This window comes from Citrobacter sp. GW821-FHT02E08, from assembly GCF_059421685.1.
In genome coordinates this window covers 241,147-250,947 of record NZ_JBWKVL010000006.1, presented here as the reverse complement: position 1 = coordinate 250,947, position 9,801 = coordinate 241,147, and the positions used below count along the sequence as shown (strand labels likewise).

At 52.1% G+C, this 9,801-nt stretch carries 10 protein-coding genes; 7 read left to right on the top strand and 3 right to left on the bottom strand.

All coding sequences use genetic code 11. The annotated features are described in order from the left end of the window. The first annotated feature begins 114 nt into the window (after nt 1–114). Both AC07UY_RS11065 and AC07UY_RS11060 read left to right on the top strand, forming a co-directional pair. Nucleotides 115–408 (top strand): hypothetical protein, encoded by a 294-nt coding sequence (locus tag AC07UY_RS11065; protein ID WP_494701184.1) that lies wholly within the window; start codon nt 115–117, stop codon nt 406–408. Between the two features lie 173 nt (nt 409–581). Further along, nucleotides 582–860 (top strand): hypothetical protein, encoded by a 279-nt coding sequence (locus tag AC07UY_RS11060; RefSeq protein ID WP_494701183.1) that lies wholly within the window; start codon nt 582–584, stop codon nt 858–860. Nucleotides 861–1,068: 208 nt separating this feature from the next. Here the strand turns inward: AC07UY_RS11060 and AC07UY_RS11055 are convergent, their stop codons facing one another. Continuing rightward, a complete protein-coding gene (locus tag AC07UY_RS11055; RefSeq protein ID WP_494701182.1) occupies nt 1,069–1,905 on the bottom strand; it encodes a pyridoxal phosphatase in 837 nt (278 codons plus the stop codon). A 119-nt stretch (nt 1,906–2,024) separates the two neighbouring features. Further along, complete coding sequence (locus AC07UY_RS11050; protein WP_494701181.1) at nt 2,025–2,282, bottom strand: HAD-IIB family hydrolase; 258 nt, start codon at nt 2,280–2,282, stop codon at nt 2,025–2,027. A gap of 162 nt (nt 2,283–2,444) precedes the next feature. Here AC07UY_RS11050 and pgl point away from each other — a divergent pair, with 162 nt between their 5' ends. Continuing rightward, entirely contained in the window at nt 2,445–3,440 is a 996-nt protein-coding gene (gene pgl, locus AC07UY_RS11045; protein ID WP_494701180.1) for a 6-phosphogluconolactonase, read from the top strand. 87 nt (nt 3,441–3,527) lie between these two features. Here the strand turns inward: pgl and AC07UY_RS11040 are convergent, their stop codons facing one another. Next, entirely contained in the window at nt 3,528–4,811 is a 1,284-nt protein-coding gene (locus tag AC07UY_RS11040) for a putative acyl-CoA thioester hydrolase (protein WP_494701179.1), read from the bottom strand. A 229-nt stretch (nt 4,812–5,040) separates the two neighbouring features. Here AC07UY_RS11040 and hutI point away from each other — a divergent pair, with 229 nt between their 5' ends. The 4 genes from hutI to hutU all read left to right on the top strand — a co-directional run bounded on the left by hutI (nt 5,041) and on the right by hutU (nt 9,801). Continuing rightward, complete coding sequence (hutI, locus tag AC07UY_RS11035; RefSeq protein ID WP_494701178.1) at nt 5,041–6,264, top strand: imidazolonepropionase; 1,224 nt, start codon at nt 5,041–5,043, stop codon at nt 6,262–6,264. Then, on the top strand, nt 6,261–7,202 hold the full coding sequence (gene hutG, locus AC07UY_RS11030) for a formimidoylglutamase (RefSeq protein ID WP_494701177.1): 942 nt from the start codon (nt 6,261–6,263) through the stop codon (nt 7,200–7,202). Before hutI ends, hutG begins: the two co-directional genes overlap by 4 nt. Nucleotides 7,203–7,241: 39 nt before the next feature. After that, nucleotides 7,242–7,979, top strand: a complete 738-nt coding sequence (locus AC07UY_RS11025) for a histidine utilization repressor (RefSeq protein ID WP_494701176.1) — start codon at nt 7,242–7,244, stop codon at nt 7,977–7,979. 136 nt (nt 7,980–8,115) lie between these two features. Continuing rightward, on the top strand, nt 8,116–9,801 hold the full coding sequence (hutU, locus tag AC07UY_RS11020) for a urocanate hydratase (RefSeq protein WP_494701175.1): 1,686 nt from the start codon (nt 8,116–8,118) through the stop codon (nt 9,799–9,801).

Sequence of the window (9,801 nt, the reverse complement as noted above, 5' to 3'; positions counted from 1 at the left end):
GCCGGAGGAATATCGACAACACCATTATTTGGCTGGGATCTCAAAAAATGCATGGAACTAAAACGGGTCTATTTACAGGTCTGTCGTATGCCAGTTACAATAAGGAAATGAAATATGATAAATGCAATATCCGTATTAATTAGTACAATAATGAGTGTTTTTACAAAGACAAAATTAATTGAAAAAGAGGAACATAAAACTAACACTGAAGGACAGATTGAGACAAATAAAATTGAAATTGAGCAAAACACCTTACACTGGAGAAACTTCCTTGGCTTTGTGCTAGCTCTAATCATTTTATATAATTGGATAATTGTACCTGTTCTTGATGCGTTTGGTATTGTATTAATACAAGTTCCACTAGGTGAGCTACTACAGATACTTTTAATCATGGTGGGTGGAAGCTAGGAAATCCCCTTATGGGGCTTGTGTTAATTTAGTAGAAAAAAATAACAATGATTACAATCTAATTATAAAAATTGATAGTCGGTAATGTTTTTATTTTTGATATGCCTATTGTGATTTTTTCACTATATCACTTGATAACTCATAGATTATTCAGATAATATGAGAAAGTATAAATGAGCTTCGAGGCTATTATGAAAAATGAAAATGATGTATCCAAAGAAGAGATGTTAAGTACAATAGTGGCACAAGCAAAAGAGTACTCAGCTATCGACTTTGAACAACTTGAAAAAGATGGTGTCATTAAAAAAGTTAGGGGCGGTTATCTGGTTGTCAACCACAGTAAACTCCCTAATGCGGCTCGAAAGTTAATGAAATCTTTTAAGTCTACGAAAGATGGTGTGCAAATGATTATTAGCAAGCCTCCAAAGTCTTTTTTGGATTTAGGAAAATGATTATATTGGCCTCTAAAACGAGGCCATTTTCATTTAGGAGCATTTATGTTAATTATAGTTTGTTGCTCATTTGCATAAACTTTTATTTCATTTTCATGAAAAGCTATCATCATATTGAAAACCAAACTGTTCTACCTGTTCATCAATATAAGTTCGCATTCCATTTTCTGGTATAAATTTTATCATTTCAAACATCCCTGTTTCGGATTCACGCTGTAATATGTTCTTCAGAAAAGTACTGATTTACTACACCAGCTATACCAGTTTCAGTATTGTTACCTATTACTAAATCAGCACATTCTTTCACTTCATCTACGGCATTACCCATAGCCACGCCAAGACCAGCATTTTTTAGCATACTAAGATCGTTATGGTTATCCCCAAAAGCAATAACTTGGTTCATCGATAAACCCTGCGATTCAACCCATTGTGCTAATCGTTTACCTTTGCTATTTCCCAATTGTGCTATGTCAACCTGGTCATGCCATGACCATTCACAAGCAAGCCCAAGCTCACGTTCAACGATCTGACTGAATTTATGTAATTTAACTGTATCAGTATCAGTAAGGGCAAATTTCCAAATTCCGGCTACTTCATGTGCTGCTTCACGTAGCGAACTTACCTGTTTAAATACTGGACGTTGCGATTCAGGCAATGATTTAGCCCAATTTTCAGTACGGATAATATGCCCTGTTGCTTCCTGATAAAACATTGCATCATCGGCATACATCAAACCGTGAACATTGTAACTATCAAGCAGTTCAAGCAATTGTGTAGCTTGGTCTGGCTGTAGTGGATCAGACGCAATAACCTTTTTTTCGTGGTAATCGTACATTAATGCACCATTGCAACAAATTGCAGGTGTATCTAAAGCGAGTGCCTGATAAAAAGGATGAATAGCAACGAAATGTCTCCCAGTCACGATCACGACTTTTGCCCCAGCACCCTGAGCACGTTGTAGTGCTAACAGTGAATCAGGGAGAATAGTTTTTTCTGGCGTTAACAAAGTACCATCTAGATCAAGGGCAATTACTTGATAATTCATATCGTGTTTCGCTGTGATTGAGTAGGATTATGCCGATAGTACACCGCTTGCCACATACTTGGAAATTGATACGCTAGGGAGGTTGTGCCAAGGCAAAGCGAAAGGTTAGAAGGATGAAATTAATGTAAGGCGTGCAGATTTGTTTGTTTACTATAGCGGCTATTCAAATAGGTGCCGTTACAGCAAATTGCAGGTGTATCCAGCGCCAGCGCCTGATAAAAAGGGTGAATCGCAACGTGATGACGACCGGTGACAATGATAAGTTGATACCCGGCGTTTCTGGCGCGCGAAAGTGCCTCAAGAGAGGAGGGTAACAAGGTCTTTTTCGGGGTCAGCAAGGTACCGTCTAAATCCAGAGCAATCACGCGAGCGGTCATAGATATTTCCAGGTTAAGGTTGAGAGTTTTGTCTGAGAGAATGGTACACCGAGAAGAGAGTCGGGCAAAACTCTGAGCGTTAATTCAGAATTCATCGTTAAAAGCGACTACGTTAAGCTGTATCCGGTTATTGCAGCCAGTTGCCAAAGCAAAGGAGCATTCATGAAGCAAACAGTTTATACCGCCAGCCCTGAAAGCCAGCAAATTCACGTCTGGAGCCTGAATCATGAAGGCGTGTTGACGCTTGTGCAGGTGGTTGACGTACCCGGCCAGGTTCAGCCGATGGTGGTCAGTCCGGATAAGCGCTATCTCTACGTTGGCGTGCGTCCGGAGTTTCGCGTACTGGCGTATCGCATTGCGCCAGACGACGGTTCACTGACGTTTGCAGCACAGTCCGCATTGCCGGGCAGTCCGACGCATATTTCCACCGATCGCCAGGGGCGCTTTGTCTTTGTCGGATCCTACAATGCCGGAAACGTCAGCGTGACGCGTCTGGAAGATGGGCTGCCTGTTGAAGTGGTGGATGTCGTTGAAGGGCTGGAGGGATGCCACTCCGCGAATATCTCGCCGGATAATCGTACCTTGTGGGTTCCGGCGCTGAAACAGGATCGCATTTGCCTGTTTACGCTCAGCGACGACGGCAAGCTGGTGGCGCAGGAACCGGCGGAAGTGACGACGGTTGAAGGTGCAGGCCCACGCCATATGGCATTCCACCCGAACCAGCAATACGCCTACTGCGTGAATGAGCTGAACAGCTCTGTGGATGTCTGGGAACTCAAAGATCCTCATGGCAACGTGGAGTGTGTACAAACGCTGGATATGATGCCTGCTGATTTCTCCGACACGCGCTGGGCGGCAGACATTCACATTACGCCGGATGGCCGTCATCTGTATGCCTGCGATCGTACTGCCAGTCTGATTACGGTGTTCAGCGTTTCTGAGGATGGTAGCGTGCTGACCAAAGAAGGTTACCAGCCAACGGAAACCCAGCCGCGTGGCTTCAATGTTGATCATCAGGGGAAATATCTGATCGCCGCCGGGCAAAAGTCGCATCATATTGCGGTGTATGACATTGTCGGCGAGCAGGGACTGCTAAGCGAAAAGGCGCGCTATGCGGTGGGTCAGGGGCCAATGTGGGTGGTGGTTAACGCGTACTGATTGTGTGTCGCAGGCCGGATAAGGCATTTCAGCCATTATCCGGCGCATGGCCCGGTAGCGCATGCGCTTACCGGGTCAGGACGGCGATTACTGCTTCGGTTCTGCAACCACTTTACTGCCTACCCCGCGGTTGTTGTACTCCCACAGGCGGTTGAAGTTGGTGTCGTTCAGGTTGCGCTGAATCTCACCCTTATCATCCATCGTACCGGTATTTCCCGTAAACGGGTGTTTGAAAATCGCGGTATCAGCCCACGGTTTGGCCATATTAAAGCCTTCATTGATCACGCTATCGCGGATCACCACCTGACCGTTGGTGTTGGTATCGACATCCAGCGAGCGGCCCAGTTGCGCGACATTATCACCACTTGCCGTGAAACGGCTGTTGGTGGCAAGGAAGCCGTAGAAGACGTTGGACAGCGTTGCCGGGGCGAATACGTAGGCTTCTTTTTGTGTCCGGGAGTTCACAACGCGAAAGTCCGTGTTGTCAAACACCACGGCACCACGACCAGAAACAATATCCACATCCCCTTCGAGGTAGCTATTGGTGACCAGCGTGCGCGGCTGACGATCGTTTTGCAGACGGTTTTGCACGCTGCTGTTGGTCACCAGGAAGGTGTTCTGACGACCGAGAAGGTTCACATTGTTGATCTGAACTTTGTCGCCGTCGGTGCGCAGGGCAACGGCTGGGTGGTGACCGTCATCTACGCTATCACCGAGATTGTTTTCGATAGTCAGGTTCTGCAATTGCAGGCCGTTATTCTGTGACCAGAAAGCCGCTGAACACATGACGCCAATGTTCGCGTTACGTTGGCTCTGGCAGCTGTCAAACATATACCACGCAGGTTTACCCGGCATATATTTACCACCCGGGTTTACCGCGCGACGCCAGTCAGCAATGCTCATATCGCCATCAATGGCATATCCAATTTTCACATCAATCGGCTTCTCGCCCATACCGTACAGCGTCAGGCTGCCAGGTGCGGCCGGAATGTACACGGTACCCTGATATTCGCCTGGCATGATCGCGATAAACTGACGCTTATTGGTACGTTTAGTAATTGCCGCATCTACTGCCGCCTGAATCGTCGTATGCGTGACGCCCTGCGTGCCTGCCGGGCCGACCACAAAGTCAGGCTGCGCTGGCAGAGAAATAGAAGAAGGCGACCACGGTGCCGTATTCGGCGTCAGTGAAGCGAAATAATGAGCAGCAACAAAGTTCTGTGCTTCATTCGCCGACAGGATCGGACGCGAGGACGTTCCAGGCGCAGTCTGATCGGAAGGGATTTGATCGGGCGGCGTAGAGCTACAGGCGGTCAGCGTCACGCCAAAAGCCAGTGCCAGCGCCAGACGGGAAACCGATAATGTGTTCACGGGTTGCTCCGGGCTTTGAAAGTTAAATTAATTCCATTGAAGCCTGCTTTTTTATACTAAGTTGGGCGAAACGGGAAGGCGAAAAGGCAAAAAGTTCATTTTAGGAAGCGGATGCCCCGTGGATTGGGCCGACACGTCACAAATAAGCAACATTTATCGTCCCCCCGGTTGACAATAGCGCTGGAATAAAAATAAATGTCTATACAACCTATGACAAGTGGTGGATGGAATGCGGCAACTTTTACCTGATGACGTTATCTGGCGCAATGTCCGGCTGGCGACCATGGATCCCGAACGCAACACGCCGTATGGCATGGTCGAGGGGCATGCGCTGGTGGTGCGTCAGGGCAACATACTGGATATTGTCCCCGAGTCATCATTAGAGGGGGCGCAGGGCAAGACGTTTGATATGCAGGGTCGCCTGGTCACGCCGGGATTGATCGACTGCCATACGCACCTGATCTTTGGCGGTAACCGCGCCGCAGAATGGGAACAGCGGCTGAACGGGGTTTCGTATCAACAGATTAGCGCGCAGGGCGGCGGTATTAATTCGACCGTGGCGGCGACGCGAAAAGCCTCCGCTGACGATCTGCTTGCCATCGCACGGGCCAGAATGGCGCGTCTCATTAAAGAAGGCGTCACGCTGCTGGAGATAAAGTCTGGCTACGGTCTGGATTTACCCACCGAAGAGAAGATGCTGCAGGTTATCGCGGCGCTGGCGTCTGAGAACACCCTAGAAATCAGTCCGACGTTACTGGCGGCGCACGCCACGCCAGCGGAATATCGCGACAATCCTGATGGTTACATCACGCAGGTGTGCGAGTCGATGCTGCCTCATTTATGGGAAAAGGGGCTGTTTGAGACCGTAGATCTGTTCTGCGAAAGCGTCGGTTTTAACCTGGCGCAAAGCGAGCGTGTGTTCCAGGCCGCGCAGGCGCTGGGGATCCCGGTTAAGGGGCATGTTGAGCAACTCTCTTTGCTGGGCGGTGCGCAGTTGGTCAGCCGCTATCACGGTCTGTCTGCCGATCATATCGAATATCTGGACGAAGCGGGCGTGGCGGCGATGCGCCAAAGCGGTACCGTGGGCGTCCTGCTGCCGGGGGCGTTTTATTTTCTCAAAGAGACCCAGCGCCCGCCGGTTGAACTGCTGCGCCGCTACCAGGTGCCGATGGCTGTCGCCACCGATTTTAACCCGGGCACCAGCCCGTTCATTAGCTTGCATCTGGCGATGAACATGGCCTGCGTTCAGTTTGGGTTAACGCCGGAAGAGGCATGGGCAGGCGTCACACGCCATGCTGCGCGCGCGCTCGGGCGACAGGCAACGCATGGGCAGCTTAAAGCGGGCTATGTGGCTGATTTTGTGGTCTGGGATGCGGCGCTTCCGGTTGAAATCCTGTACGAACCGGGCCGTAACCCGCTGTATCAACGCGTTTTCAGAGGGCAGATAAAATGACGCAATGGCAACCGACTCCCCGTTCTTTGTGGCAGGGGCGTGATGACAGCGCGGAAGCCGCCAGTGCGCTGCGCCTGTTCCAGACAATCACGCTCAGCCCGACATTCTCCCCATCCTCATACCCGCAGAACATCGCGTTACTGGGGTTTGCCTGTGATGAAGGCGTAAAGCGTAATCAGGGGCGTCCAGGTGCGGCGGGCGCACCGGATGCGCTGCGAAAAGCGCTGGCGAATCTGGCGGCGCATCAGGGGCATGACCGGCTGGTAGATTTAGGCAATATCATCGCGCAGGCTCCCGATCTTGAAGCGGCACAACACGCCTTGCGTGACGCCGTACGACAGTGTCAGCAGGCCAATATGCGTACCCTGGTGTTAGGCGGTGGGCATGAAACCGCATTTGGTCATGGGGCTGGCGTTCTGGATGCGTTCCCGGATGCGCGCATTGGGATCCTCAATCTGGATGCGCATCTGGATCTTCGCCAGGCGGAAAGGGCAACGTCCGGCACACCGTTTCGGCAACTGGCCCAGCTCTGCGAGGCGCAGGAGCGCGAATTTCATTATGCCTGCTTTGGCGTGAGTCGGGCGGCAAATACCGCTGCCTTATGGGATGAAGCACAACGGCGTAAGGTGATGGTCGTTGAGGATCTGGAGTGCGGCGACGCACAACCACAGCTGTCGCAGTTTATCGCCAGCGTGGACAAAATCTATCTGACGATCGATCTCGACGTGCTTCCCGTCTGGGAAATGCCTGCGGTTTCCGCGCCCGCTGCACTGGGGGTGCCGCTGGCCACCGTGATGCGTCTGGTGGAACCTGTTTGTCGAAGCGGTAAACTTCAGGCGGTGGATATGGTTGAATTTAACCCCCGCTTTGACGATGATGGCAAAGCAGCGCGAGTTGCGGCGCGGCTTGGCTGGCAAATCGCGCACTGGTGGCACTAACACCAGACCCACTTTTATACGCATAAGGAAGGCTCTTGCATGTTTCCCTCTCGCTCACGTTCTGCCACGGCCAGCGCGCCTGCGCCCTTTTATGAAAAGGTCAAACAGGCCATCAGCGAAAAAATCGCCAGCGGGATCTGGCAACCCCATGACCGTATTCCGTCGGAAGCGGAACTGGTGGCGCAGTATGGTTTTAGTCGAATGACCATCAACCGGGCGCTGCGGGAGCTAACCGATGAGGGGCTGCTGGTGCGTCTGCAGGGGGTCGGGACATTTGTCGCGGAGCCGAAAGGACAATCGGCGCTGTTTGAAATCCGCAGCATTGCTGACGAAATCATCGCCCGTCACCACCAGCACCGCTGTGAAGTGCTGACGCTGGAGAGCACACAGGCGACGGCATTGCAGGCGGCGGCGCTCAATGTCAAAGAAGGGACGCCCATTTTCCATTCTATTATGGTGCATTACGAAGACGCTCTGCCGGTGCAAATTGAGGATCGCTGTGTGAATGCGGAGGTGGTGCCGGAGTATCTCTCTCAGGATTACCAGCAGACAACGCCGCATGCCTATTTGTCGCTGATCGCCCCGCTGACGGAAGGGGAGCACATTGTCGAGGCGGTACGCGCCACGGCGGAAGAGTGCGCCTTGTTAAATATCAAAGAACATGACCCGTGTCTGCTGATCCGTCGTACCACCTGGTCGGCAACGCAGATCGTCTCCCATGCGCGTTTACTCTTTCCGGGGTCGCGTTATCGCCTGCAAGGCCATTTTATGTCCTGACCGGACAACAGCGAAAACCGTGATTGCTGACGCAATATAACAAAAATGTATCATTTCTGTTAATTGCGTCCTTGCGATAGCTTGTATAGACAAGTATATGTTAGTGACTTATCTGAGCGTTCGTGAGGAATCTGACATGCCCCAAAGCAAATATCGTGAGCAGGATATCCGTGCCCCAAGAGGGACGACCTTAACAGCCAAAAGCTGGCTGACCGAAGCGCCGCTGCGCATGTTAATGAATAACCTTGATCCCGATGTTGCTGAAAATCCCCACGAGCTGGTGGTGTATGGCGGGATTGGGCGTGCCGCGCGCGACTGGCAATGTTATGACGCCATCGTTAAAGCACTGACCCAACTGAATGACGATGAAACCCTGCTGGTGCAATCCGGCAAACCGGTAGGCGTATTCAAAACCCATGAAAATGCGCCGCGCGTGTTGATCGCCAACTCCAACCTGGTTCCGCACTGGGCGACCTGGGAGCACTTCAACGAGCTGGATGCGAAAGGCCTGGCCATGTACGGTCAAATGACGGCCGGAAGCTGGATCTACATTGGCAGCCAGGGGATCGTCCAGGGCACCTACGAAACCTTTGTCGAAGCCGGACGCCAGCACTATCAGGGCAACCTGGCGGGACGCTGGGTGCTGACCGCCGGGCTTGGCGGTATGGGTGGTGCTCAGCCGCTGGCCGCGACGCTGGCCGGTGCCTGTTCACTGAACATTGAATGCCAGCAGAGCCGTATCGATTTTCGTTTGCGTACCCGCTATGTCGATGAACAGGCTGAATCCCTGGATGACGCGCTGGCGCGTATTGCAAAATACACCCGTGAAGGTAAAGCCGTCTCTATCGCCCTGTGCGCCAATGCGGCGGACATCGTGCCAGAACTGGTAAAACGGGGTGTACGCCCGGATATGGTAACCGATCAGACCAGCGCCCACGATCCGCTGCATGGCTATCTGCCTTCCGGCTGGAGCTGGGAAGAGTATCAGCAGAAAGCGATTTCTGACCCGCAAGGTACGGTACTGGCGGCGAAACGCTCAATGGCGACACACGTCCAGGCAATGCTGGCGTTTAGCGAAATGGGCGTCCCGACCTTTGACTACGGCAACAATATTCGCCAAATGGCCAAAGAGATGGGCGTTGAAAGGGCGTTTGATTTCCCAGGCTTCGTTCCTGCCTATATTCGACCACTGTTCTGCCGTGGGATTGGCCCGTTCCGCTGGGTGGCGCTTTCCGGCGATCCGCAGGATATTTATAAAACCGATGCCAAAGTAAAAGAGATCGTCAAAGACGATAAACATTTGCATCACTGGCTGGATATGGCCCGTGAGCGCATCAACTTCCAGGGACTTCCCGCACGTATCTGCTGGGTCGGTCTGGAGTGGCGGCAAAAACTGGGGCTGGCGTTTAACGAAATGGTGCGCAGCGGCGAAGTCTCCGCGCCGATTGTGATTGGTCGTGACCATCTTGATTCCGGTTCCGTCGCCAGTCCAAACCGTGAAACCGAAGCGATGCGCGACGGCTCTGATGCGGTCTCCGACTGGCCGCTATTGAATGCGTTGCTCAACACCGCCAGCGGCGCAACCTGGGTTTCGCTGCATCACGGTGGCGGCGTGGGAATGGGCTTCTCCCAGCACTCCGGGATGGTGATCGTCTGTGACGGCACCGATGAAGCGGCAGCACGCATCGCCAGGGTACTGCACAACGATCCGGCAACGGGCGTTATGCGCCATGCCGATGCCGGTTATGACATCGCCGTCGAATGCGCCGTCGAGCAGGGGCTGAACTTACCTATGATCGCGGCTACTCAAGGGAATCGTTGA

What these genes read in the sequence shown, in the direction of transcription:
- AC07UY_RS11055 (WP_494701182.1), bottom strand. Translation starts at nt 1,905, where the DNA reads ATGAATTATCAAGTAATTGCCCTTGATCTAGATGGTACTTTGTTAACG.
- hutU (WP_494701175.1), top strand. Translation starts at nt 8,116, where the DNA reads ATGCCCCAAAGCAAATATCGTGAGCAGGATATCCGTGCCCCAAGAGGG.
- hutG (WP_494701177.1), top strand. Translation starts at nt 6,261, where the DNA reads ATGACGCAATGGCAACCGACTCCCCGTTCTTTGTGGCAGGGGCGTGAT.
- AC07UY_RS11025 (WP_494701176.1), top strand. Translation starts at nt 7,242, where the DNA reads ATGTTTCCCTCTCGCTCACGTTCTGCCACGGCCAGCGCGCCTGCGCCC.
- AC07UY_RS11050 (WP_494701181.1), bottom strand. Translation starts at nt 2,282, where the DNA reads ATGACCGCTCGCGTGATTGCTCTGGATTTAGACGGTACCTTGCTGACC.
- hutI (WP_494701178.1), top strand. Translation starts at nt 5,041, where the DNA reads ATGCGGCAACTTTTACCTGATGACGTTATCTGGCGCAATGTCCGGCTG.
- AC07UY_RS11065 (WP_494701184.1), top strand. Translation starts at nt 115, where the DNA reads ATGATAAATGCAATATCCGTATTAATTAGTACAATAATGAGTGTTTTT.
- AC07UY_RS11060 (WP_494701183.1), top strand. Translation starts at nt 582, where the DNA reads ATGAGCTTCGAGGCTATTATGAAAAATGAAAATGATGTATCCAAAGAA.
- pgl (WP_494701180.1), top strand. Translation starts at nt 2,445, where the DNA reads ATGAAGCAAACAGTTTATACCGCCAGCCCTGAAAGCCAGCAAATTCAC.